The sequence below is a fragment of the Kocuria sediminis genome, assembly GCF_009735315.1.
GTDB lineage: Bacteria > Actinomycetota > Actinomycetes > Actinomycetales > Micrococcaceae > Kocuria > Kocuria turfanensis.
Window position 1 is genome coordinate 26,056 of the sequence record NZ_WOGU01000004.1, and the last position, 23,081, is coordinate 49,136.

22 protein-coding genes are annotated in these 23,081 nt (G+C 74.0%); 17 read left to right on the top strand and 5 right to left on the bottom strand.

Annotated elements, in window-relative coordinates:
* The first annotated feature begins 99 nt into the window (after nt 1-99).
* Nucleotides 100-711 (top strand): deoxynucleotide monophosphate kinase family protein, encoded by a 612-nt coding sequence (locus tag GMA12_RS05820; protein WP_156268115.1) that lies wholly within the window; start codon nt 100-102, stop codon nt 709-711.
* On the opposite strand, the gene GMA12_RS05825 is transcribed toward GMA12_RS05820, so the two are convergent.
* Nucleotides 686-1,540 (bottom strand): SDR family NAD(P)-dependent oxidoreductase, encoded by an 855-nt coding sequence (locus tag GMA12_RS05825; RefSeq protein WP_370830421.1) that lies wholly within the window; start codon nt 1,538-1,540, stop codon nt 686-688. The genes GMA12_RS05820 and GMA12_RS05825 overlap by 26 nt on opposite strands.
* 106 nt (nt 1,541-1,646) lie before the next feature.
* On the opposite strand from GMA12_RS05825, the gene GMA12_RS05830 reads away from it, so the two are divergent.
* From GMA12_RS05830 to GMA12_RS05845, 4 genes are all read left to right on the top strand, one after another.
* Complete coding sequence (locus GMA12_RS05830; protein ID WP_156268119.1) at nt 1,647-2,513, top strand: aldo/keto reductase; 867 nt, start codon at nt 1,647-1,649, stop codon at nt 2,511-2,513.
* Nucleotides 2,514-2,578: 65 nt separating this feature from the next.
* Complete coding sequence (locus GMA12_RS05835) at nt 2,579-3,277, top strand: type 1 glutamine amidotransferase domain-containing protein (protein WP_156268121.1); 699 nt, start codon at nt 2,579-2,581, stop codon at nt 3,275-3,277.
* 136 nt (nt 3,278-3,413) lie between these two features.
* Nucleotides 3,414-4,622 (top strand): glycosyltransferase family 2 protein, encoded by a 1,209-nt coding sequence (locus tag GMA12_RS05840; protein ID WP_156268123.1) that lies wholly within the window; start codon nt 3,414-3,416, stop codon nt 4,620-4,622.
* A 141-nt stretch (nt 4,623-4,763) separates the two neighbouring features.
* On the top strand, nt 4,764-5,507 hold the full coding sequence (locus tag GMA12_RS05845; protein ID WP_156268125.1) for an MBL fold metallo-hydrolase: 744 nt from the start codon (nt 4,764-4,766) through the stop codon (nt 5,505-5,507).
* Nucleotides 5,508-5,645: 138 nt separating this feature from the next.
* Here the strand turns inward: GMA12_RS05845 and GMA12_RS05850 are convergent, their stop codons facing one another.
* Nucleotides 5,646-6,527, bottom strand: coding sequence for a manganese catalase (locus GMA12_RS05850; protein WP_162459531.1), 882 nt, complete (start codon nt 6,525-6,527; stop codon nt 5,646-5,648).
* A 183-nt stretch (nt 6,528-6,710) separates the two neighbouring features.
* On the opposite strand from GMA12_RS05850, the gene GMA12_RS05855 reads away from it, so the two are divergent.
* A complete protein-coding gene (locus tag GMA12_RS05855) occupies nt 6,711-7,718 on the top strand; it encodes a zinc-dependent alcohol dehydrogenase family protein (protein WP_162459532.1) in 1,008 nt (335 codons plus the stop codon).
* 49 nt (nt 7,719-7,767) lie between these two features.
* On the opposite strand, the gene GMA12_RS05860 is transcribed toward GMA12_RS05855, so the two are convergent.
* A complete protein-coding gene (locus GMA12_RS05860) occupies nt 7,768-8,955 on the bottom strand; it encodes a CAP domain-containing protein (RefSeq protein WP_156268129.1) in 1,188 nt (395 codons plus the stop codon).
* Nucleotides 8,956-9,289: 334 nt separating this feature from the next.
* Here GMA12_RS05860 and GMA12_RS05865 point away from each other — a divergent pair, with 334 nt between their 5' ends.
* From GMA12_RS05865 to GMA12_RS05875, 3 genes are all read left to right on the top strand, one after another.
* Complete coding sequence (locus GMA12_RS05865; protein WP_156268131.1) at nt 9,290-9,724, top strand: hypothetical protein; 435 nt, start codon at nt 9,290-9,292, stop codon at nt 9,722-9,724.
* Between the two features lie 66 nt (nt 9,725-9,790).
* The gene (locus GMA12_RS05870) at nt 9,791-11,125 is read left to right on the top strand and encodes a M20/M25/M40 family metallo-hydrolase (protein WP_156268133.1); all 1,335 of its coding nucleotides are present in this window, start codon (nt 9,791-9,793) and stop codon (nt 11,123-11,125) included.
* A gap of 92 nt (nt 11,126-11,217) precedes the next feature.
* Nucleotides 11,218-12,429 carry an acyl-CoA dehydrogenase family protein gene (locus GMA12_RS05875; protein WP_156268135.1) on the top strand — a complete coding sequence of 404 codons (1,212 nt, stop codon included), beginning with the start codon at nt 11,218-11,220 and terminating at the stop codon, nt 12,427-12,429.
* A gap of 18 nt (nt 12,430-12,447) precedes the next feature.
* On the opposite strand, the gene GMA12_RS05880 is transcribed toward GMA12_RS05875, so the two are convergent.
* Entirely contained in the window at nt 12,448-12,681 is a 234-nt protein-coding gene (locus GMA12_RS05880; RefSeq protein WP_156268137.1) for a DUF5703 family protein, read from the bottom strand.
* Between the two features lie 40 nt (nt 12,682-12,721).
* Between GMA12_RS05880 and GMA12_RS05885 the strand changes: the two genes are divergently transcribed.
* From GMA12_RS05885 to mshC, 3 genes are all read left to right on the top strand, one after another.
* Nucleotides 12,722-13,081, top strand: coding sequence for a primosomal protein (locus GMA12_RS05885; RefSeq protein ID WP_156268139.1), 360 nt, complete (start codon nt 12,722-12,724; stop codon nt 13,079-13,081).
* A gap of 114 nt (nt 13,082-13,195) precedes the next feature.
* Nucleotides 13,196-14,026 carry an undecaprenyl-diphosphate phosphatase gene (locus tag GMA12_RS05890; protein WP_162459533.1) on the top strand — a complete coding sequence of 277 codons (831 nt, stop codon included), beginning with the start codon at nt 13,196-13,198 and terminating at the stop codon, nt 14,024-14,026.
* A gap of 97 nt (nt 14,027-14,123) precedes the next feature.
* Entirely contained in the window at nt 14,124-15,401 is a 1,278-nt protein-coding gene (gene mshC / locus GMA12_RS05895; RefSeq protein ID WP_156268141.1) for a cysteine--1-D-myo-inosityl 2-amino-2-deoxy-alpha-D-glucopyranoside ligase, read from the top strand.
* A gap of 142 nt (nt 15,402-15,543) precedes the next feature.
* Here the strand turns inward: mshC and GMA12_RS05900 are convergent, their stop codons facing one another.
* Nucleotides 15,544-16,440: a PAC2 family protein gene (locus GMA12_RS05900; RefSeq protein ID WP_053004689.1), complete on the bottom strand. Its 897-nt coding sequence runs from the start codon at nt 16,438-16,440 to the stop codon at nt 15,544-15,546.
* Between the two features lie 83 nt (nt 16,441-16,523).
* On the opposite strand from GMA12_RS05900, the gene GMA12_RS05905 reads away from it, so the two are divergent.
* From GMA12_RS05905 to dop, 5 genes are all read left to right on the top strand, one after another.
* On the top strand, nt 16,524-17,234 hold the full coding sequence (locus GMA12_RS05905) for an HAD family hydrolase (protein ID WP_156268143.1): 711 nt from the start codon (nt 16,524-16,526) through the stop codon (nt 17,232-17,234).
* Nucleotides 17,231-18,364, top strand: coding sequence for a site-2 protease family protein (locus tag GMA12_RS19515; protein ID WP_156268145.1), 1,134 nt, complete (start codon nt 17,231-17,233; stop codon nt 18,362-18,364). Before GMA12_RS05905 ends, GMA12_RS19515 begins: the two co-directional genes overlap by 4 nt.
* 133 nt (nt 18,365-18,497) lie before the next feature.
* Nucleotides 18,498-19,676: a tRNA (adenine-N1)-methyltransferase gene (locus GMA12_RS05915; RefSeq protein WP_156268147.1), complete on the top strand. Its 1,179-nt coding sequence runs from the start codon at nt 18,498-18,500 to the stop codon at nt 19,674-19,676.
* Nucleotides 19,673-21,436 (top strand): proteasome ATPase, encoded by a 1,764-nt coding sequence (gene arc, locus GMA12_RS05920; RefSeq protein ID WP_162459534.1) that lies wholly within the window; start codon nt 19,673-19,675, stop codon nt 21,434-21,436. The genes GMA12_RS05915 and arc overlap by 4 nt, the downstream gene beginning before the upstream one ends.
* Complete coding sequence (dop, locus tag GMA12_RS05925) at nt 21,433-23,070, top strand: depupylase/deamidase Dop (protein WP_156268149.1); 1,638 nt, start codon at nt 21,433-21,435, stop codon at nt 23,068-23,070. The genes arc and dop overlap by 4 nt, the downstream gene beginning before the upstream one ends.
* The last annotated feature ends 11 nt before the right edge of the window (nt 23,071-23,081 follow it).

Below are 23,081 nucleotides of genomic sequence, written 5' to 3' on the forward strand. Positions count from 1 at the left end.
ACATCATAGTGCAATTCACGGAGGACGGCGTCCTGGTGCAGCGGAGCCGCGGCTCCGTAGGCTGGGAGGAGTCCGCGCCCGCACCGAAGGAGGCTGGCCATGGCCGCGCCCGACGACACCGGACTGCAGCTGATCGGCCTGCACGGACGCAAGCAGGCGGGCAAGGACAGCTGCGGGGACCGCCTCGTGACCGCCCACGGCTACTCCCGGGTGGCCTTCGCCGATCCGCTGCGGCTGTTCCTGGTCCGCCTCGACCCGCTCGTGGGCGTGCGGGCCGGCCTGCCGCTGCGGCTCTCCGCGGTCCTCGCCGAGGCCGGCGGGGACTGGGACCGGCTCAAGGACGAGGCGCACGACCCGGTCCACCGGGAGATCCGCACCCTGCTGCAGAAGATCGGCAACGAGGCCGGCAAGGCGGTCTTCGGGGAGACGGTCTGGGCGGACCGGGGCCTGGAGACCGCCCGGCGGCTGGGCGGGCGGGTCGTGTTCACCGACGTGCGCTTCGACGTCGAGGCCGCCGCGATCACCCGCGCGGGCGGCCGGGTGGTGCACGTGGTGCGCCCGGGCACCGCCGGGCCGGAGGACCCCCACCCCTCCGAGGCGGGCATCGACCCGCGCTGGATCAGCGCCACCGTCGTCAACGACGGGACGCTCCAGCAGTTGTGGGCGAAGGTCGACGCCCTGGTGCTCAGCGGGCCGAGGGACCCGGGCTGAGACCCACCAGCTCGGCGCTGCGCTGCCAGAGGGCGTCGGCGAGCGCGTCGTCGTGCGCTCGCGGGTTCGTGCGGGCCGGCCTCTTCTTCTCGTAGTAGCCCCCGGATTCCCAGTCCCGCCCGGCAGTGCCCTCGGCGAGCCACACCAGGGTCTCCGCGCCGCGCTCGGGACTGATCATCAGCCGGCGCCCCAGGCGGGTGCCGTAGAGGAAGCGCAGGGGAGTGCTGGTCGACGAGGCGAAGTTGGTCGCCACACCCCCGGGGTGGAACGCCGCCGCGGCCAGCCCCTGCTCGCCGTGGCGGCGGGCGAGACCCCGGGCGAAGAGGATGTTGGCGAGCTTGGTGTCCCCGTAGGCCCGCTGCGGGGACCACCGCCGGTCGTCGCCGAGGTCCTCCGGGCGGAATCGGCCCAGCCGCGCGGCCACGCTCGAGGTGTTCACCACCGCCGCCCGGCTCTCCAGCAGCCGGTCCAGCAGCAGCTGGGTGAGCAGGAACGGCGCCAGATGGTTGACCTGCCACGTCGTCTCGTGCCCGTCCTCGGTGAGCTCCCGGCGGTCGAAGATCCCGCCCGCGTTGTTCACCAGCACGTCGACCCGCGGCACCGCCTCCCGCAGCTCACCGGCGAGGCGGCGCACGTCGGCCAGCCGCGCGAAGTCGGCGCTGAAGTGCCGGGCCCCGAGCGGACGGGCCACCGCGGCGGTCTTCTCGGCCGAGCGGCCGACGACCACCACCTCGTGCCCATCGCCGCGGAGCCGGCGGGCGGCGGCCGCACCGATGCCGTCACTGGCACCGGTGATCACGATCGTGCGCGGGTCGTCCTGCTGCTCCACGGGTCCTCCTCGGATGAAACGACGTGGGGCCCAGGATAGCCGCGCGCCCGCGACGGACCCGCTGCGCCGGCGGAATAAGCGGCCGGGCGGGGCCGTTGCGGCACGCATGACGGACAACACCGGCACCACCACCGTGCCCGCCACCATCGACCTCCAGGACCTCGGGACGGTCCACCGCCTCGGCTTCGGCGCCATGCGCATCGTCGGCGAGGGCGTGTGGGGCGAGCCCGCCGACCGCGACACCGCCGTGCGCGTGCTCCGCCGCGCCGTGGAGCTGGGCGTCGACTTCATCGACACCGCCGACGCCTACGGCCCCGACGTCAGCGAACGGCTCATCGCCGAGGCCCTCCACCCGTACCCCGCCGGCCTGCGGATCGCCACCAAGGTCGGCTTCGCCCGCACCGGGCCCGGGCAGTGGATCCCGCTGGGCCGCCCGGAGTACCTGCGCCAGCAGACCGAGCTGAGCCTGCGCAAGCTCCGCGTCGACGCCCTCGACCTGCTCCAGCTGCACCGGATCGATCCGCAGGTCCCGGCCGAGGACCAGTTCGGCACCCTGCGCGAGCTCCAGCAGGAGGGCAAGGTCCGGGCGCTGGGGCTGTCCCAGGTGACGGTCGAGCAGCTCGCGGCCGCCCAGGACCACTTCACCGTCTCCACCGTGCAGAACCGCTACAACCTCACCGACCGCTCCTCCCAGGACGTCCTGGACCACGCCGCCGAGCACGGCATCGGCTTCATCCCCTGGGCGCCGATCTCGGCCGGGGAGCTGGCCCGCCCGGGCGGGCCCGTCGCCGCGGCCGCCGGGCGGCTCGGCGCCACCACCTCCCAGATCGCGCTCGCCTGGCTGCTGCGCCGCTCCCCGGTGATGATGCCCATCCCGGGCACCGCCTCCCTCGAGCACCTCGAGGAGAACATGGGCGCCGCCGGGATCCACCTCGACGACGCGACCTACGAGGAGCTCACCGCCGCCGGCTGACCCGCCACGGCACACCGCACCGACACCGCAACCGCACCGAAACCGCACCGGAGGAGCAACCCACCATGGCTCGTGTTCTGATGATCGTCTCGGCCGCCGACGCCCTCACCATGCGCGACGGCACCACGCACCCCACCGGCTTCTGGGCCGAGGAGCTCGTCGTCTCGCACCGGGTGCTGCGCGAGGCCGGGCACACCGTCGAGATCGCCACCCCCGGCGGGCGCCGGCCCACCGTCGACCAGGCCAGCTTCGCCCCCGAGATGGCCGGGGGTCAGGAGCAGGCCGACGCGTTCCGCGCCTACCTGGAGCAGATCGACGCGGAGCTGTCCGCGCCCCTCGTCCTGTCCGAGGTCGACCCGGCCGACTACGACGCGTTCGTGCTGCCCGGCGGGCACGGGCCCATGGCCGACCTCGTGCACGATCCGTCCCTCGGCCGGATCCTGACCTCCGCCGACCGGGCCGGGCGGCTCATCGCCCCGTTCTGCCACGGCCCCGCCGGTCTGCTCAGCGCCCAGGACGACGGCACCTTCCGGTTCGCCGGCCGGCGCCTGACGGCCTTCACCAACGAGGAGGAGCTGGGCGGGGGCACCGGTGAGAACACTCCCTGGTTCCTGGAGACCGTGCTGCGCGAGAAGGGCGCCGTCGTGGAGACCGGGCCCGCCTGGTCCAGCCACGTGATCCGCGACGCCAACCTGGTCACGGGACAGAATCCGCAGTCCAGCCGCGCGGTGGCCGAGGTGGTGCTGGAGGCGCTCGGGGAGTGAGGGACCCGGGGCCGCCGCACCGGCGACCTGTCCGATTTCCGCACGGTCGTTTGTCCCGCCGGACGCCGGAGCGGCACAATCCGAACCGGTTCAGCAGCGAGCCCATCGACATCTCCGCGCCCCGGAGGACGTGCCCATGGTCGCCCCGCCCCGCCCCGCCGCACCGCTGGAGGACGCCCACTACGTCCTGCCGCTGAAGTGGACCGACGACGAGGACCTGCCCGATCTCGCCGCCTACCTCGCCGAGGTCGTCCGGTGGCTGCCCGTCACCGTCGTCGACGGCTCCGCGGAGGCGCTCTTCGAGGCCCACCGGCGCGCCCTGCCCGGCGCCGTGCGCCTCCTGCGCCCGGAGCCGTGGCCGGGAGCCAACGGCAAGGTGGCCGGCGTGATGACCGGTGTGCGGCACGCGGCCGAGGAACGCCTCGTCCTGGCCGACGACGACGTGCGCTACGCCCACGACGCCCTGGCCGCCGTGGTCGCGCTGCTGGCGGACGCGGAGCTGGTCCGCCCGCAGAACTACTTCCTCGACCTCCCGTGGCACGCCCGCTGGGACACCGGCCGCACCCTGCTCAACCGGGCCCTGGGCGGCGACTACCCCGGGACGCTGGGCGTGCGCCGCTCGGCCCTGCTCGGCGCCGGGGGCTACGACGGCGACGTCCTGTTCGAGAACCTGGAGCTGATCCGCACCGTCACGGCCGCGGGCGGACGGGAGATCCGGGCCCTGGACGTGCTCGTGGGCCGGGTCCCGCCCCGTGCCGCGCACTTCGCCGGTCAGCGGGTGCGGCAGGCCTACGACGACTTCGCACAGCCGGGACGGCTGGCCGTCGAGCTGTCGTGGCTGCCCGTGCTGCTCTGGTCCGCCCGCCGCCCGCTGCGCCTGGCCGGGCTGGGCGTGCTGGTCTGCGCGGTGGCCGAGGCCGGCCGGCGGCGCGCCGGGGGCCGTCGGGTCTACCCGGCGAGCACCGTGCTGTGGGCCCCGGCGTGGGTGCTCGAGCGCTCGGTGTGCGTGTGGGCGGCCCTGGGCGCCCGGTGCCGCGGCGGCGTGCCCTACGCCGGCTCGCGGCTGCGCACCGCGGGGCACTCCCGGGCGACCCTGCGCCGGCGGCTGCGGGCCCGGCCGGTCTCAGCCGCGGATGCGCTCGGCGAGCGCCAGCTCCCGGGCGGCCTGCACAGCGTCGCGGAAGGCCGGGAACGTCCGCCGGAGGGGACGGCCCCCGCCCGCAGGGACGAAGGTCAGGGACCATTTCCGTCGGCGGAAGCGGTGGAACGGGACGGCGACGATCTCCACGGTGGGCAGGACGTCGGAACGCTGACGGAGCACAGCAGGTCCTCTCGGGGGGAGTGACGGACGCTCCCGGCCGGGCCGGGGGAATCCTCGAGCCGGAGCCTTGCCGCGTCCATTCTACCGCGTCGCCCCGTCCGGGCACCCTCCCGGTCGCGGTGAGCCGAGCGGTATGCTCAGCACACTGATCGAGTGAGGAGACCCATGTTCACCCCGCACGTGGCCGACGGCATCCACCGCATCACCCATGCCCATGTCAACTGCTATCTCGTCGAGGACGACGACGGCGTCACCCTCGTGGACGCCGGACTGCCCAGCATGTGGCCCATGCTCCTGGGGGCCCTGGAGGACCGGGGCCGGCGTCCCGACCAGGTGCGCGCGCTCGTGCTGACGCACGCGCACTTCGACCACGTCGGCTTCGCCCGCCGCGCGCAGGAGGAGTGGGGGGTGCCGGTGCTCGGGCACCCCGCCGACGCGCGGCTGGCGGCCCACCCCTACCGGTACCGCCCGGAGCGCAACCGGTTCCTCTACCCCCTCGGCCACCCGCGGTCGCTGCCGCTGCTGGGTCGCATGGCCGCCGCCGGGGCGCTGGCCGTCAAGGGCGTGCGGGACCTCAGCCCCCTGGAGACCGGGACGGCGCTGCCGGTGCCGGGCCGGCCCGTCGTGGTGCACACCCCCGGCCACACGGACGGGCACTGCATCCTGAACCTGCCCGACCGCGGCGCCGTGCTCAGCGGGGACGCGCTCGTGACCCTGGACCCCTACACCGGCCGGCGGGGCCCGCAGATCGTCGCGGCGGCCGCCACCGCGGACACGACCGTGGCGTTGGACTCCCTCGACGCCGTGGCCGCCACCGGGGCCGGCACGGTCCTCCCCGGCCACGGGGAGCGCTGGACGCAGGGCGCGGAGGCCGCGGCTCGGCACGCCCGCGCCGTGGGCGCCCACTGACCGGACCCGGTCCGGGACGCGCTCGAGCGCTGACCGGACACGGCCGGGGCCCGGGACGGAGATGCCGTCCCGGGCCCCGGCCGTGTCCGCACCCGTGGGCACGGGAGTGTCGGCGGGGTGTTGCGGCGGGGCCGGGGCCTACTCCCTGTTGAGCTTGTCCTGGAGGGCGCCGGCGACCTTCTCCACCCGGTTGGGCACCTCGGTGGTGCCGTAGAACCGGGCGTCGGGGTGCGTGGGAGGCGGCATCGGCACCCCGGCCATGGGCTGGTCCTTGTACCCGAACTCGCCGTTGCCGTCCGGGGTGGGCCCGGAGGCCCAGGAGCCCTGCGCGGCGGTCGCCCCGTCGGAGAAGTTGTAGTAGTCGTAGGAGAACTCGGTGGCCTCCTTGGACTGCGGGAAGTTCGAGGGCACCGGCATCTGCTCCAGGCCGTCGGCCTGCAGCTCCTTGACCGCGGCCATCCACTGGTTCTGGTGCATGGTGTCGCGGGCCAGCAGGAACGAGAGCATGTCGCGGATGCCCTTGTCGTCGGTCATGTGGTAGAGCCGGGCGACCTGGAGCCGGCCCTGCATCTCGGCGTTGACGTTGGAGGACATGTCCGCCAGCAGGTTCCCGGAGGCGGTGACGTAGGAGCCGGACCAGGGGTTGCCCATGGAGTCCACCGGCCGCGCCCCGGCCCCGGCGACGATGGCGTGCTGCAGGTCGGTGCCGCCGATGACCGCCGCGACCGCCGGGTCACCCTGCACGGCCTCCTCGGTGATCCCCAGCGGGGCCTTCTCCAACAGCTGGGCGACCATGGTGGCGAGCATCTCGATGTGGCCGAACTCCTCGGCGGCCGTGCCGAAGAGCAGGTCCCGGTACTTGCCGGGGATGTGGGCGTTCCAGGCCTGGAAGCTGTACTGCATCGCCACGGTGATCTCGCCGTACTGGCCGCCGATCACCTCCTGCAGTTTGCGCGCGTAGACCGCGTCCGGCGCCTCGGGAGTGGCGTTGTACTGGAGCTTCTGCTGATGAAAGAACACGATGTGGCCTCCGTCGGGGATTGCAGTGGCGCGGGGCCGGGGGAGCGCTGGTCCGCTCCGCGGCACCCCGGTAAGGCCACCCTAATCGGACTCCACCACGATGGGAAGTGTGCTGATAAAGTGGGGGCGTCCGCACCGGCCACCCGTTCCGGCCACCGCTTCCGACCATCTGGAGGACCGCCCGTGAAGCAGCTCAGCATCGACGCACCCGGAGGCCTCGACCGGCTCCGCCTCGTGGACGTCACGGATCCCGGCGCCCCCGGTCCGGGCGAGATCCGCGTGCGAGTGCAGGCCAGCTCCCTGAACTACCACGACTACCTCGTCGTCTCGGGCGGCACGCGCACGGCGGACGGCCGGATCCCCATGGCCGACGGGGCAGGCGTCGTGGAGTCCGTGGGCGAGGGGGTCGAGGAGTTCGCCGCGGGGGACACCGTGGTCTCCTGCTTCTTCCCGCTGTGGCTGGACGGGCCGCCGGTGGACGCGGACTTCTCCCGCGTGCCCGGGGACGGGCTCGACGGCTACGGCCGCGAGGTCGTGGTGCGCCCGGCAACGTGGTTCACGCGCGCCCCGGCCGGCTGGTCGGCGGCGGAGGCGGCGACCATCACCACGGCCGGGGTGACCGCGTGGCGGGCCCTCGTGGTGAACGGCGGGCTGCGCGCCGGCGACGTCGTGCTGACCCTGGGCACCGGAGGGGTCTCCGTCTACGCGGTGCAGCTGGCCAAGGCCATGGGCGCCACCGTGGTGGCGACCTCGTCCTCCGCAGAAAAGATCGAGCGCGTCCGTGAGCTCGGGGCCGACCACGTCCTCAACTACCGGGAGGACCCCCGGTGGGGCCGCACCGTCCTGGAGCTCACCGGCGGGCGCGGGGCCGACCACGTCGTGGAGGTCGGCGGCCCCGGCACCCTGCCGCAGTCCCTGCGGGCCGTGCGCATCGGCGGGCACGTCTCGCTGATCGGCGTGCTCACCGGACCCGGCGGCGAGGTGCCCACAGCGCTGCTGATGGCCAAGCAGGCCCGCCTGCAGGGCCTGATCGTCGGCAGCCGCCGCGACCAGGACGACTTCGTGCGCGCGCTGGAGAGCAGCGGGATCCGCCCGGTGATCGACCGCAGGCACGGCCTGGCCGAGGCGGCGGAGGCCTTCCGGGAGATGGAAGCGGCCCGCCACTTCGGCAAGATCGTGCTCGAGCTCTGAGCGCCCCCGGCGGGCCCGTGCCCGGAGGACGGGACCCCTGGCGCGGGGCTCACCACCCGGTGACGGTGACCTGACCGGTGGTCGAGGACCAGATGACCTTGTACCCGTTGGAGAAGCGCTGGTAGACGGTGGTTCCTGAGGTGATCTCGTCGGTGACGGGGTAGCCGTAGCCGCGCTCGAAGCCCGCGGCCTTCCAGGCCCGGCCGATCGCGCCCGTCTCCTTGACCGCACGGGCGCCGTAGGCGCGGGTCCACAGCACCTTGGTCACCGCACCGTCCCGGGAGTACACCTGGTAGGAGGAGCCGTCGGGCAGCCGGCGCTCCTCCGTGGTGGGGTAGCCGTAGCCGTTCTCCCGTCCGGCGGCCACGAACTTCTGGCCGATGGTCGTGGCGTTCTCGAGCCGGTGGGCTCCGGTGGCCGGGCTCCAGTACAGGGTGCTCTTGCGGCCGTTCAGGGAGAACTCCTGGTAGACGCCGCCGCCGCGCAGACCGCCGATCTCGGCGGTGACGGGCGCCCCCAGCACGGACGCACCGCCCAGGGCGTGGTACTTCGCCCCGATGGCGCCGGCCACGCCGTAGCCGGAGGGGCCCGGGATCGGCGTGGTCGGCCCGGAGGTCTCGTTGCTGTAGGCCGGGGTGCCGCCCACGCGGGCGGAGGCGTCCGCGGGGGCGCCCCCGTTGGCGTAGCCGTAGAGGTTGACCGTGGAGAGCACCTGCCAGGGCTGGCCGGTGTTCTCCAGCCGGCCGTCCGCGTAGCTGAGGCCGATGCCGATCACCTCGTGGCGGGGGTCCTTGAGCGCCTTGTCGTGGGCCGCCGAGGACTTCCACCACGCCACCAGCGCCCGCACGTCCCGGTGGTACTCGAGGGCGATCACCTCGTTCGCGTTCGTGTACGGTCCGACCCGGGGATCGGTGAGGAAGCTGGTGCTGTGGGAGAACTTCTCCTCGACCACCTGCCGGTCGGACTCCTTCTGCACCACCTGGGAGAGCGTGGCCGAGTACTTCAGCGATCTCAGACCGAGGGACGCCCGGTACCGATTGATCTCGTCGAGGATGATCTGGGCGTCGTTCTGGCGCGTGAGCGCGTCGACCTGGACGAGGTCCTGCGCGGCCGCCTGCGCCGCCGGGGCGGCGAGGAGCGACGTGCCGGCGAGGGTGGTGACGCCGATCCCGGCGGAGAGGGCCAGGGCGGCCATGCGGCCGTGACGGCGCGCGGGGGCGCAGCGATGTTTCGCCATGGGTGCTTCTGCTTCCTGGTCTGTCTGCACGTGCGGAAAGAAGTGGGGGTTCCGCACGGCGGGGGGCTATCGCGGTCCGGCCGGACCGCGAGACAGATTGGGCTGGGGAAGGCGCCCAGGAAGATGCTAGGGAATTCCCATGAGAAATGGAAAAGATGCAAAATTGTTGCTTTCACCGGCGGGGACACGCGCACCCGACGTCGGATGTGCCGCGGGTCACAGCCCGCCCTGGATATAGTGCCCGATTTCACCCCGGCGGCCCCGGCGGGCGGCGTGCGGCCGTCCGCGGGCCGCGGAACGATAGGCTGGCAGGGCACATCCGGGAAGGAGCTCGATGACCGACCACGCCATTCGCCCCGCCGGCGCCCGGCGCGCGCTCCGGCTGGCCCCGGTCGTCGCGGCCGCCGTGGCCCTGGCCGGGTGCGGTCCCGACCTCGACACGCCCGAGGGCACCACCCGGGCCTTCGTGGACGCCATGGCCGAGCGTGACTGGGCGGGCGCCTGCGAGCTGCTCTCGCACGACCTGGTGCACCGGTCCATGGACGGCAACTCGCAGTACTGCCCCACCTACCTGGAGCGCTGGCACCAGGACACCGAGCTCTACCGCACCCTCGTGGTCCAGGGCGAGGCCTCCGCCACCGAGGAGGGCTACCGGCTCGAGGTCGCACCCGAGGACGCCCCCGACCGGACCGAGGAGGTCGTCGTGGTCGAGGAGTCGGGGCGTCTCGTGCTGCTGCGCTACCCCGGCCGCGACACGGCAACCCGCTGACCGAAGCCCGCTGACCGCGATCCGCTGACCGCACCCCGCGCGCACACGCCCACAGGAAGGACCGCCATGACCGATCCGCAGACCGTTCCCGCCGCCCCGGCGGCGTCGTCGCCGGAGGGGGAGACCGTCGATATCTGCCGCAACCTCATCCGGATCGACACCTCCAACTACGGCAGCGGGGACGCCAAGGGCGAGCGGCGGGCCGCGGAGTACGTCGCGGGCCTGATCGAGGAGGTGGGGCTGACCACGACGCTGCTGGAGTCCGCCCCCGGGCGCGCCAACGTCTTCGCCCGGCTGGAGGGCACCGATCCGTCCGCCGACGCCCTGATGGTGCACGGGCACCTCGACGTGGTCCCGGCGATCGCCGCCGACTGGTCCGTGGACCCGTTCGCGGGCGAGGTCCGGGACGGGATGATCTGGGGCCGCGGGGCCGTGGACATGAAGGACATGGACGCCATGATGATCTCGGTGCTGCGCCACATGGTGCGCACGGGAACCCGGCCGCGGCGGGACATCGTGTTCGGGTTCTTCGCCGACGAGGAGGCGGGCATGGTCTACGGCTCGCACTGGATCGCCGAGCACCACCGCGAGCTCTTCGACGGGGTCACGGACGCGATCAGCGAGGTCGGCGGCTACTCGGCGACCATCGGCGGCCGGCGCGCCTACCTGCTGCAGACGGCCGAGAAGGGCCTCATGTGGCTGCGGCTCAACGCCCAGGGCACGGCCGGGCACGGGTCCCAGATCAACGACGACAACCCCGTCACCCGCCTCTCCAGCGCCCTGGCCAACATCGGGCAGTACCGGTGGCCGGTGGAGCTGACCAAGACCACCCGGGCGTTCCTGGACTCCGTGACGGAGCTGACCGGGGTGGAGTTCGACCCCCAGAACCCGCAGCGGCTGCTCGCCGAGCTGGGCTCCGTGGCCCGGTTCGTCGGAGCGACCCTGCAGACCACGGCCAATCCGACCATGCTGGAGGCTGGGTACAAGGTCAACGTCGTCCCGGGCTCGGCGCAGGCTGGGCTGGACGTGCGCTACCTGCCGGGCCAGCGGGAGGTGGTGCTGGAGAAGCTCGCGGAGCTGGCCGGGGACGGCGTGGGCTTCGAGTTCGAGTCCGACGACATCGCCTTGGAGGTGCCCTTCTCCGGCAACGTGGTCGACGCCATGGTCTCCGCCCTGCACGTCGAGGACCCGGAGGCGGTGGTGCTGCCGTACATGCTCTCCGGCGGGACGGACAACAAGTCCCTGGACCCGCTGGGGATCACCGGCTACGGCTTCGTGCCGTTGCGGCTGCCGGACGAGCTGGACTTCCCCGCCATGTTCCACGGCGTGGACGAGCGCGTGCCGGTGGACTCCCTGGAGTTCGGCTCCCGCGTGCTGCACCGGCTGCTCAGCAGCTACTGACCACCACCGAGCACCACTGAGCACCACTGACCACGACTGACCGGCCCGGCCGCCCGGCACCGCACCGGGGGCCCGGCCGGCGAAGGAGCGAGATGGACCGCGCGGACGCCGCACCGGCCGAGATCCGAGTGCCCGAGACCCTGACGCCGGAGACCCTGCTGCCCGACGAGCTGCTGGAGACGTTCCGTGCGCGCGCGGGCGGCTACGACCGGGAGAACCGGTTCTTCGACGAGGACTTCGCGGACCTGGTGCGCATCGGCTACCCGCTCATGCTCGTCCCGCGCGAGTTCGGGGGCCTGGGCTTCACGCTGCGCCAGGCCGCCGCGGCGCAGCGCCGGCTGGCGGCGGCGGCACCGGCCACGGCGCTGGGCATCAACATGCACCACGTCCTCGTGGGCGTGGGGCACACGCTGCGGCTGCGCGGGGACGAGCGCGCCCGGGGCATCTTCGAGCAGGCCGCGGCCGGGGAGATCTTCGCCTTCGGCATCTCCGAGGCGGGCAACGACGCCGTGCTCTTCGACGCGGCGACCACCGCGGAGGCCACCGCGGACGGGTACCGGGTCACCGGCACCAAGATCTTCACCTCGCTCTCCCCGGTCTGGACCCGGCTGATCGTCCACGCCCGGGACGACGCGGACCCGCGGTCCCAGCTGGTCTTCGGCTTCGTCGCCCGCGACGACGAGGGCATCGAGATCCTCGACGACTGGGACACCCTGGGGATGCGCGCCTCGCAGTCGCGCAGCACGGTCCTGCGCTCGGTGCGGCTGCCGGCCGACCAGGTGCTCACCCGCACCCCGGCCGGCCCCAACCCGGACCCGGTGGTGTGGGGCATCTTCGGCTGCTTCGAGCTGCTCCTGGCGGCGGTCTACACGGGGATCGCCGATCGGGCGGTGCAGCTGGCCGCGGAGCTCGCGAGGACGCGCCGGTCGCGGGCCAGGGGGAGCTCCTACGCGCAGGACCCGGACATCCGGTGGCAGATCGCCGAGGCCGCGCTGCTGCGCGACGGGGTGGAGCTGCAGCTGGACCGGCTGACCGCCGACGTCGACGCCCTGGGCTCGGCCGGCGCCCCGGACCACGGGCCCCGCTGGTTCCTGCTGTTCTCCGGGGTCAAGCACCGGGCCACGGAGACGGCCCGGCAGGTGGTCGACCTCGCGATGCGCACCTCCGGCGGGGCCCACTACTCCCGGGGCGGGGAGCTGGAGCGGCTCTACCGCGACGTCCTCGCCGGGATCTACCACCCCTCCGACAGCGAGTCGGTGCACGCGGCCGTGGCCAAGGCGCTGCTGGGCCCGCTGGAGGCCTGAGCCGCACCCGGGCGGGGCTCAGATGGTGCGTTCGACGCGCATCACGCGGCGGCGCAGCCAGTACTTGCGGGTGCCGCCGTAGAGCAGCACGGTGCGGGTCAGCTCCCACTTGCCGTACTCGGCGTGCTCGCGCAGCCGGGCGCGCGCCTCGCTGAGCCGTTCGTGCGGGGCGACGGTGAGCAGGAGGTACTCGTAGCGCTGGTCGGCGTCGTGCAGCAGGGGCGCCGAGCTGGTGCGGACTTGTTCTCTCATCGGTCCCCATTCTGCACGGATAAGCGCTAACGTCTACTCCATGAGTCATGATCCTCGTGCCGCGCTGCAGGCCCTCGTGAGTGCCTTCGAAGAACACCTCGCCGCCGCCTCCAACCGCCGCGGCGACGACGACCCCGCGGTCGACGGGGCCTACATCGCGATCGCAGACGCCTTCGACGCCTACGAGGAGGCGCTCTACGACGCCTACGACGAGGTCACCCCGCTGACCGTCTTCGCCGAGGAGGACGACTCCGACGACGACGACTCGGACGAGGACGACGACGAGGACGACGGGGACGAGGAGCTCCTCGAGGACAACGAGATGCTCGACGAGGACCTCGTCGACGAGGAGGACTACGAGGACCTCGACGACGCGGGCGGGGCGCGCTCCTCCCGCTGACCCCCCGCCGTTCCACGCCGCGCAGAGGCACGGCCCCCGCCTGAGGGGCCGTGCCTCTGCTCGTGCGGGCCTGTCCCGCCGCCTCCGACGGCACCGGTGCCGTAGGGTGGCCGGGTGAATTGGATCGAAAGCATCATTCTGGGCCTGGTGCAGGGCCTGACGGAGTTCCTGCCGGTCTCCTCCTCGGCGCACCTGCGGATCGTGGGGGAGTTCCTGCCCAACAGTGCGGACCCGGGGGCGGCGTTCACGGCGATCACGCAGCTGGGCACCGAGACCGCCGTGATCATCTACTTCTGGCGCGACATCGCCCGGATCCTGAAGCAGTGGGCCCTGTCCCTGGTCGGGCGGGTGGAGCGCTCCGACCCGGACGCCCGGATGGGCTGGCTGATCATCCTGGGCTCCCTGCCGATCGGCGTGCTCGGGCTGCTGCTGGAGGACTACATCGACACGGAGTTCCGCTCCCTGTGGATCACCGCCACGATGCTGGTGGTCTTCGGCGTGATCCTCGCCGTGGCGGACCGGGTGGGCCGCCAGGCCAGGCACCTCGACGACCTCACCGTCAAGCACGGCGTGCTCTTCGGGCTCGCCCAGGCCCTCGCCCTGATCCCCGGCGTCTCCCGCTCCGGCGGCACGATCACCGCCGGCCTGCTGATGGGCTACACCCGCGAGGCCGCCGCCCGCTACGCCTTCCTGCTGGCCATCCCGGCGGTCTTCGCCTCGGGGCTGTACAAGCTGGCGCAGACGCTGGGGGAGCCGCAGTCCGGGCCCTACGGCATGGCCGAGACCCTGCTGGCCACGGGCATCGCGTTCGCCGTCGCCTACGTGATCATCGGCTGGTTCATGCACTACATCTCCAACCGCAGCTACACCGTCTTCGTGTGGTACCGGATCGCGCTGGGCCTTGCCCTCTTCGTCCTGCTGGGCCTGGGCGTGCTCAGCGCCTGAGCGCGGGCGGGACGGCCCCTGCGGGTCCGGTAGGTTGTGAGAGGTCCCGCGCCGCGGCGACCGCCCCCGCCCCGTTCCCGATCTTTCCGAGGTGAGCATGAAAGCCTGGTCCGCCCGACCCGTCCCCGACCTCCCCGGCGAGGCCCCCCTGCCGGTGGTGCAGGACACCCGGCTGCGGCGGCGGGCGGAGCTGCTGCCCCGGCAGGAGCGGGCGAGCCTCTACGTCTGCGGGATCACCCCGTACGACGCCACGCACATGGGCCACGCCGCCACCTACGTGGCCTTCGACGTGCTGCACCGGGCGTGGCTGGACGCGGGCACACCGGTGGACTACGTCCAGAACGTCACCGACGTGGACGACCCCCTGCTCGAGCGGGCCGAGGCCACGGGCGTGGACTGGAGGGAGCTGGCCGCGGAGCAGACCGAGCTGTTCCGCACCGACATGAGCGCCCTGAACGTCCTCCCGCCCCGGCACTACGTGGGCGCCACGGAGGTCGTCGACCGGATCGTGCCCGCCGTCGAGGACCTGCTCGCCCGCGGTCTGGCCTACCGGGTGCCCGGCACCGGCGGGGAGCCCGACGGCGACGTCTACTTCGACGTGGAGGCCGCCGGCGCGCCGGCGGCCGAGGACGGCTGGGCCCTGGGCGACGTCTCCCACCTGGACCCGGAGCAGATGCTCGCGCTGTTCGCCGAGCGCGGCGGGGACCCCGACCGCCCGGGCAAGCGCCACCGGCTGGACCCCATGCTGTGGCGCGTGCACCGCCCGGGCGAGCCCGCCTGGGACGGGGCGTCCCTGGGGGCGGGCCGGCCGGGCTGGCACATCGAGTGCTCCCTGATCGCCCTCCAGCACCTGCCGGCGCCCTTCACCGTCCAGGGCGGCGGCTCCGACCTCGTCTTCCCGCACCACGAGATGGGCGCCGGGCACAGCTGGGCCCTGACCGGCCGGCCGATGGCCGAGCACTTCCTGCACACCGGCATGGTCGGTCTGGACGGGGAGAAGATGTCGAAGTCCCGCGGCAACCTGGTGCTCGTCTCGCGGCTGCGGGCCCAGGGCGTGGACGCGGCGGTGATCCGCACCGCGATCCTCGGCCACCGCTACTCCGAGGACTGGTTCTGGACCGATCTCGTGCTCGCCGGCGCGGTGGCCCGGGTGGACACCTGGCGCCGGGCTCTGGACGCGGCCCCCGAGGGCAGCGCGGCCCCGCTGCTGGAGACCGTGCGCACCGCCCTGGCCGACGACCTGGACACGCCCGCGGCCCTGGCGGCCCTGGACGACTGGGCCGCCCGCGCCCTCACCGGCCCCGCGCAGCCCTCCGCCGCGGACGCCCGCCTGGTCCGGGAGCTGGTGGAGGCCCGCCTGGGCGTGGTGCTCTGAGCCCTCCCGCGGCCCCGGTCACGGGGCGGCGCGGCCGGGGCCTCGGCCGCGCCGGGGGTCGGCGAGCGGGGGACCGGCACCGGGCGGGACCGGGTGCCAGGGATCCTGCGTCCGGCCGGGGCGCGCCGCGCCCCGGCCGCGCTCACTTCTCGTCGCGGCGCCGGCGCAGGTAGCGCTCGAACTCCTTGGCGATCGCGTCCCCGGTGGCCTCGGGCAGGTCCGTGGTGTCCTTCGCCTCCTCCAGCTGCTGGACGTAGGCGGCGATCTCGGGGTCGTCCGAGGCCAGCTCGTTCACCCCGCGCTCCCACGCCTCGGCGTCCTCGGCGATGACGTCCAGCGGCAGGGTGATGTTGAGCAGCTCCTCGATCTCCCGCAGCAGCGCCAGCTCCGCCTTCGGGGACGGGGACTGCGCCACGTAGTGCGGCACGGCCGCCCACAGGCTCACCGTGGGGAACCCGCCGAGGGAGGCCATGTGGGACAGGACCCCCACGATGCCGGTGGGGCCCTCGTACTGGGAGGGGTCCACGCCCAGCTCCTCCTGCAGCTCCGCGGTGTCCGAGGTCTTCGTCACCGGGATCGGCCGGGTGTGCGGCACGTCCGCCAGCAGCGCCCCGACCATCACGACGAAGTCGACGTCGAGCAGCGTCGCCTGCTCCAGCAGCTCCGCGGTGAACGAGCGCCACCGGTAGGACGGCTCCCACCCGTGCAGCAGGACGAGGTCCAGGTTCGTGCCCGGCACCGTGGCCGTGGCCAGCTTGGTCGTCGGCCACACGATCTTCACCTCGCCGGTCGCCGCGCGGCGCACGATCGGCCGGGAGAACTGGTAGTCGTAGAAGTCGTCCGAGGTGACCTCGAAGACGTCCTTCGCCCCGTAGTGCTCGGCCAGGAACTGCACGGCGTCCGTGGCCGCGTCCCCGGCGTCGTTCCACCCCTCGAACGCGGCCACCAGCACGGTCACCCGCTCCTGGTCGCCGCTCTCCCGGACCACGCCGAACGGGCCGGCCTGCGGTCGGGGGAACGTCTCGTCGAAATTGCTCACGCTCCCACACTACGCGCAGGCGCATCCACGGCAAGAGGACCCCCGGGCCCGGGGCCCGTGTTGCGGGAACTACGATGGAGGCCATGCCCACCCCGCCCGCCCCGCGCCCCGGCGCCCCCCTGCCCACCGCGGTGCTCTTCGACATGGACGGCACCCTGGTGGACACCGAGCCGTACTGGATCGAGGCCGAGATCGCGCTGGTCCGTGCCCACGGCGGGACCTGGACCGAGGCGGACGCCCTGGCCATGGTCGGCACCGGCCTGGAGGACGCCGCGGAGGTCTACCGGCGTGCCGGGGTGGACCTCACGGTCCGGGAGATCGTCGAGCACCTCCTGGGGCGGGTCGTCGCCCGCACCCGTCAGCGGACCGTCCACCGGGACGGGGCCCCGGAGCTCGTCGCGGCCCTGCGCGAGCGCGGCGTGCCCCTGGCCCTGGTCACCAGCAGCGAGGCGCCCCTCGCCGAGGTCGTCGTCGAGGCCTACGGCGGCCCCGGGACCTTCGACGTCGTCGTCACCGGCGACCTCGGCCACCCCGCCAAACCCGCCCCCGACCCCTACCTGCTCGGCGCCGCCCGCCTGGCCGAGCGCGTCGGGCGTCCCCTGGACCCCCGGGGGATGGTCGCCGTCGAGGACTCCCGCACGGGCGTGCGCTCCGCGACCGCCGCGGGAATCTACACGGTGGGCGTGCCCCACCTGGTCCCCCTCCACGACTCCGGGGCGGACACGGTGCTGCCCACGCTCGCCGGTGTCACGCCCGAGGACCTCGGACGGCTCGTCGCCGGGGTCCACGCGTGAGCGGCGAACGCGCCGGGGTGCCCCTGGGCCGGATCGGCGGCGTGCCCGTCACCCTGTCCTGGTCCTGGTTCGTGATCGCCGCCGTCACGGTGCTCCTCTACACCCCCGTGCTGCTGCGGGCCTACCCCGAGCTGGGCGCGCTCAACTACGCCGCCTCCCTCGGCTTCGCCCTCACCCTCGCCCTGTCCGTGCTGCTGCACGAACTGGCCCACGCCTGGACGGGCCGGGCCTTCGGCTGGCCCACCGGCCGGATCGTGCTCAGCCTCCTCGGCGGGCACACGCACTTCGGCGACGTGCGCACCACCCCGCTGGCCTCCGCCGTCGTCTCCCTGGCCGGGCCCGCCGTCAACCTGGCCCTCGGCCTGGCCGGCTGGGCGCTGCTGCGCACCGCGGACCCCGCCCCGTCCCTCGGCTGGGTGCTGCTCGACCTCACCACCTGGGCCAACCTCATCGTGGGCCTGTTCAACGTGCTGCCCGGGCTGCCCCTCGACGGCGGCCGCGTGGTCGAGTCCGCGGTCTGGGCGCTCACCGGCCGGGAGCACCGCGGCACCGTGGTGGCCGCCTGGGCCGGCCGCGCCCTCTCCGTCCTCCTGCTGGCCGGCACCGCGGCCACGGGGCTGTGGCGGCAGACCCCCGCGCTCGTGCTCGTGGTCCTGATCGCCGCCTTCATGTGGCAGGGCGCCGGCGCCTCGCTGCGCTCCGCCCGGATCCTCTCCCGTCTGCACGGGGTCAGCGCCACCGCCCTCGCCGAGCCCGCCGTCACGGTGCCCCACGACGCGTCCCTGGCCCGCACCGACCAGCTGGTCGTCAGCCACCTCGCCGGCCGGCACCCCGGCACCGGCGGCGCCGTGCCGCACGTCGTGGCCGTGGACACGGGCGGGCGGCCCGTGGGCCTGCTCGTGCCCGCCGCAGCCGACGCCGTGCCCGACGACCGGCGTGCGGGCACGCCTCTGGGGGCCGTGCTGGAGCGGCTGCCCGAGGGCGCCGTGCTGCCGGGGGAGCTGCAGGGGGAGGCCCTGCTGCGCGCGGTCGCCCGCACCGACCACCCCCGCTACGTGGTCACCGGTCCCGGCGGCGCACCCGCCGGGGTGCTCCGCAGCGCGGCGCTCGAGCGCCTGCTGGCCGGGTGAGCCCCCGGGCGCCCGCGGCGGCAGCCCCGCGCCACGGGGGCACGGCACGGTGACACAATGGGGGAGGACCCACGGTCCTGCCGGGTCCGCCGCAGGACCCCGCACCGCAACGCCATCCCGTGAAAGTGAGCCGATGACCGGAACCGCTGACCAGACCGCCGTCCCCACGCCCGCCACCCCGCGGGGCGCCCTCAACCGGCGCGGTCCCTTCCGGGCCGGGGAGCGCGTGCAGCTCACCGACGAGCGCGGGCGGATGAACACGGTCACCCTCGCGGCCGACGGCGAGTTCCACTCCCACCGCGGGGTGCTCAGCCACGGCGAGCTCATCGGCCGGCCGGAGGGCACCGTCGTGGAGAACTCCGCCGGGTTCCGCTACCAGGCCCTGCGCCCGCTGCTGAAGGACTTCGTGCTGTCCATGCCGCGCGGCGCGGCGGTGGTCTACCCCAAGGACGCCGGGCAGATCGTCACCATGGCCGACATCTTCCCCGGGGCCCGCGTGGTCGAGGCCGGCGTCGGCTCGGGTGCACTGTCCATCTCGCTGCTGCGCGCGGTGGGCGACCAGGGGCACCTGCACTCCTTCGAGCGCCGCGCGGAGTTCGCCGACATCGCCCGCGGCAACGTCGAGACCATGTTCGGCGGGCCCCACCCCGCCTGGCAGATCACCCTCGGCGACCTCGCCCAGGAGCTCGGCCAGTACGAGCAGCCCGGGTCCGTGGACCGCGTGGTCCTGGACATGCTCGCCCCCTGGGAGTGCCTCGACGCCGTGGCCACGGCCCTGGCCCCCGGCGGCGTGGTCATGTGCTACGTCGCCACCGTCACCCAGCTCTCCCGGACCGCCGAGGCGATGCGCTCGCACGGGCGCTTCACCGAGCCGGACGCCTCCGAGACCATGGTGCGCGGCTGGCACGTCGAGGGCCTGGCCGTGCGCCCGGACCACCGGATGGTCGCGCACACCGGGTTCCTGCTCTCCGCCCGCCGGCTGGCGGACGGCTCGGAGCGGCTGGCGCCCAAGCGCCGGGCCTCGAAGTCCGAGTACAGCCAGGAGGACCTCGACGCCTGGACCCCCGTGGCCCTCGGCGAGCGCGACGTCTCCGACAAGAAGCTGCGCCGGGCCGGCCGCGAGGCCCTCGGCCTGGCCGAGCGGGCCGCCAGCGCCACGGAGCCCGCGAGCACGGTGCCCCCGAGCGCGGCGCCCGAGAGCACGGGTCCCGGCGCCCCGAGCCCCGTCGCCGACGACGTCGCGGGCACGGCGCCCGGCGGCACGGCACCGGCCGCGCCCGCCCCGGGGGAGGAGCAGGAGGACCGCCCGTGAACGAGCCCCCTCAGCAGCAGGCCGTCCCGGTCGACGCGGAGCAGACCCGCCGGGCCCTGACCAACGCGCAGCGGCAGGTCAACATCCTCCGGGACCAGAAGCGCGCCCTCGACAAGCAGCTCGCCGCCGCCGGGACGCAGAACCAGAAGCTGGTGCGCCTGCTCGACGCCACCCGCACCGAGATCACCCAGCTCAAGCGCGCCCTGGAGAACGACCTCGTCCCGCCGCTGAGCCAGGGCACCGTCGTGCAGGTCAACCCGGGGCACGCCCCCGTGGGCGAGCAGACCGGCAGCGGTCCGGCCGTCACCGACCGCACCCTGGACGTCCTCGTCGCGGGCCGGCGGATGCGGGTGGCGCTGAGCCCCCTGGTGAGCTTCGCCGCGTGCGAGCCCGGACGCCAGGTGCTCCTGGACCAGAACTACACCGTCGGCGCCGTCCTGGACTACGAGCAGACCGGGGAGGTCGCCACCGTCAAGGAGATCGTCGACCACGACCGCGTGCTCACCGTGGGCCGCTCCGACGAGGAGCGGGTCCTGCTCCTCTCCGGGCTGCTGCGCCGCCGGCGCCCGGAGATCGGGGACGCCGTGTCCATCGACCACCGGACCGGCTTCGCCCTCGAGCCCATCGAGCGCACCGACGTGGAGCAGCTCGTGCTCGAGGAGGTCCCCGCCGTCTCCTACGACGACATCGGCGGCCTGGGCCCCCAGATCGAGCAGATCCGCGACGCCGTGGAGCTGCCGTTCGTCCACCCCGAGCTCTACCGGGAGCACGGCCTCACCCCGCCCAAGGGCATCCTGCTCTACGGGCCCCCCGGCAACGGCAAGACCCTCATCGCCAAGGCCGTCGCCCGCTCCCTCGCCGAGCGCGCCGCCGACCGCGCCGGCCGCGAGAAGGCCCTGGGCTACTTCCTGAACATCAAGGGCCCGGAGCTGCTGGACAAGTACGTGGGGGAGACCGAGCGCCAGATCCGCTCCATCTTCCTGCGCGCCCGGGAGCAGGCCGCCCGGGGCGTGCCCGTGGTCGTGTTCTTCGACGAGATGGACTCCCTGTTCCGCACCCGCGGCTCCGGGCTGTCCTCGGACGTGGAGACCACCATCGTCCCGCAGCTGCTGACCGAGATCGACGGCGTGGAGCGGCTCGACAACGTCATCGTCATCGGCGCCACCAACCGCGAGGACATGATCGACCCCGCCGTGCTGCGTCCCGGCCGGCTCGACGTCAAGATCCGCATCGACCGCCCGGACGCCCGGGGCGCCGCCGAGATCCTGCGCCTCTACGTCACCGAGGACCTGCCCCTGCGCCAGGCCGAGGTCGACGCCGCCGGCTCCCGCGCGGGCGCCGTCGACGCCCTCGTGGACGCCGCGGTGGCCCGCATGTACGAGAAGAGCCCCGGCACGCAGTTCCTGCACCTGAGCTACCGCGACGGCACCGAGGAGACCCTCTACTTCAGCGACTTCACCTCCGGGGCCGTGATCCGCAACGTGGTGGACCGGGCCAAGAAGCAGGCCATCAAGGACCTGCTCACCACCGGGGTGCGGGGCCTGGGCCGCGCCCACCTGGTCCGCGCGGTGGACGAGGAGTTCCACGAGCAGCAGGACCTGCCCAACACCTCCAACCCCGAGGACTGGGCCCGGATCTCCGGGCGCCGCGGGGACACCATCACCGACCTGCGCGTGGTCCTGCACCGCGACCCCCACCCCGCCGGGCCGGCCACGCCGCCGGCGGCCCCGGGGGAAGCACCGGGGGAGGCCGGCGCATGACCGTCCGCCGCGTCATGGGCGCCGAGACCGAGTACGGTGTGCTCGCCGCCGGCAACCCGCACGCCAACGCCACCGTGCTCTCCACCCAGGTGGTCACCACCTACGCCGCCCTGGTGCGCCGCCGCCTCGGCGCGTCCCGCACGACCGCCGACTGGGACTACCACGGCGAGACGCCCCTGGAGGACGCCCGCGGGTTCACCGTCCCGCGCGAGCAGGCCGACCCCTCCCAGCTCACCGACGTCGCCCCCGTCCTCACCGCGGAGGAGGTCGCCGCCGAGGCCCTGCGCGAGTCCGGGCTCTGGGCGGAGTCCATGGACTGGGCCCAGGTCGTGATGAACACCGTCCTGCCCAACGGCGCCCGCCTCTACGTGGACCACTCCCACCCCGAGTACTCCTCCCCGGAGGTCACCGCTCCCCGGGACGCCGTCCTCTGGGACGCGGCCGGGGACCGCGTGGCCCTCGACGCCGTCCGGGCCGTGGCCGCCAGCGCCGCGAGCACCGGCCTCGACGTCGTGAACCTCTACAAGAACAACACCGACAACAAGTCCGTCTCCTACGGCGCCCACGAGAACTACCTGGTGCCCCGCTCCGTGCCCTTCGACCGGCTCGCCACGGCCCTGCTGCCCTTCTTCGCCTCCCGCCAGGTGATGTGCGGCGCCGGCCGCGTGGGCCTGGGCCCGCGCGGACAGCGCCCGGGCTTCCAGCTCAGCCAGCGCGCCGACTTCTTCGAGCGCGAGATCGGCCTGGAGACCACCGTCCACCGCCCCATCGTGAACACCCGGGACGAGCCCCACGCCGAGCGCGGCCGGCACCGCCGCCTGCACGTCATCATCGGCGACGCCAACCTCTCCCACACCGCCGGGCTGCTCAAGTTCGGCACCACCTCCCTGGTCCTGGGCCTGGTCGAGGCCGGCGCCGCCCCGGACCTCGGCCTCGCCGACCCGGTGGCCGCCCTGCAGGCGATCAGCCACGACCCGTCGCTGCGCGCCACCGTCCCGCTCCGGGACGGCCGGGAGCTCACCGGGGTCCAGCTGCAGCGCCTCTACCTCGAGGCCGCCCGCGCCCACGAGGAGGCCGGCGGCGGCCCCGACCCGCAGACCCGGGAGGTCCTCGAGCTGTGGGAGGAGGTCCTCGACGCCCTCGAGACCGACCCGCTGTCCCTGGCCGACCGGCTGGACTGGGTCGCCAAGTACGCCCTGCTGCGGGGCTACCGCGAGCGCGACGGACTCGCCTGGGACGACCCCCGCCTGACGCTCGTGGATCTGCAGTACGCCGACGTGCGTCCCGAGAAGGGGCTCTACCACCGGCTGGTCGCGGGCGGGCGGATGCGCACGCTCTTCGACGCCGAGGAGATCGAGCGGGCGGCCGGCGCGCCGCCCGCGGACACCCGCGCCTGGTTCCGGGGCCACCTGGTCTCCCGGTTCCCCGAGGACGTGCTCACCGCGAACTGGGACTCGGTCTCCGTCGCGCTGCCGGGAGTCCGCCGCGGCGCGCGGATCGCGATGCCCGAGCCGCTGGACCTCACCCGCGACGACGTCGGCCCCCTCATCGGTGCCGCCCCCGACGCCGAACACCTCGTGCGCGCCCTCGCCGGCGCCCGCCCCGCCCTCGTGCACACCGGCTCCCTCGGCTGAGCACACCCGCC